Origin of the sequence: Gilliamella sp. wkB18 (genome assembly GCF_001690875.1) — a bacterium.
GTDB classification, from domain to species: Bacteria; Pseudomonadota; Gammaproteobacteria; order Enterobacterales; family Orbaceae; genus Gilliamella; species Gilliamella apicola_A.
This window is the reverse complement of sequence record NZ_LZHM01000052.1, coordinates 1-865: the sequence shown is the minus strand read 5'-3', so window position 1 is coordinate 865 and position 865 is coordinate 1. Positions and strand designations below refer to the sequence as shown.

Genomic DNA, 865 nt, shown 5'->3' with positions numbered 1-865 from the left:
CAATACCTTTTTGTCAATATGGATACCACCATGCCATATGCCATTGGCACCAAAGGGATAAAAGCCGCTGTTTGCTTCTGATAAGGCTTTATAATAGGCGTCTTGACTTAATTGTTTTTCGCCAACAGGAAAGTTAAAGTCGGTTATTTTTTTTATAGTCATTGTGTTACTTCCTTACAAATTATTCCGAAAAGCTTTTTGAATTGAACGATACATGTTTTCTTAATAACATTTCGAGTTCCGAATCATTGTTATTTAGCTTTGCGGATAAATCATTACTCGCCGCGCCCATCTTCTGCATCACATTACACTTCAGATAGATATTATCTTGGGTGCCCAGTTCAATGCCTTCTTCGCTGATTTTTATGTATGAGCCGCCACACATTAACGTAAGCTGTTCGCTTGCGGTGACAGTGAGCTCACCATCGACACTGTCAATTTTTATATCCTGCTTGGCGGCCATGTTGAGGTTGGCGTTTTGGGCTTGCACTTCAATATCGCCTTGGTTGGCAAACAGTTTCATGCCTGATTTGTGGGCAAATAAGCCCATCGCTTCGCCCGATGAGAGGGTAAGGTTTTTTAAGGCGGCAATGTCAGTTTGGTTTTCACTGGTTAAAGTAACGCTGTTGCCGGTGGAGAGTTGAATGTTTTGCGGACTGGTTAAGGCAATGCCTTCTTGGGCATAGGCAAGTATGCCGCTTTGGGTCAGTTGGCTTAATGTTTTGTTAAGTTGTTCTTGGCTGTCAGTGTCTGCACCGTGGGCTTCAGACTGAGTAGCCGCATTTTGTAGGGCTTTGGCAATGGATAGCGCATTTTCAAGCTGGGTAATAGCCGCTTGCATGTCGAGCTGTTTGCCTTGCGCTTT

1 protein-coding gene is annotated in these 865 nt (G+C 43.6%); it reads right to left on the bottom strand.

What is annotated here, in order from left to right; translation table 11 throughout:
- Positions 1-181: 181 nt before the first annotated feature.
- Positions 182-865 (bottom strand): DUF2345 domain-containing protein (locus A9G48_RS05545; RefSeq protein WP_141672962.1); only part of this gene is annotated, 684 nt, incomplete at its 5' end.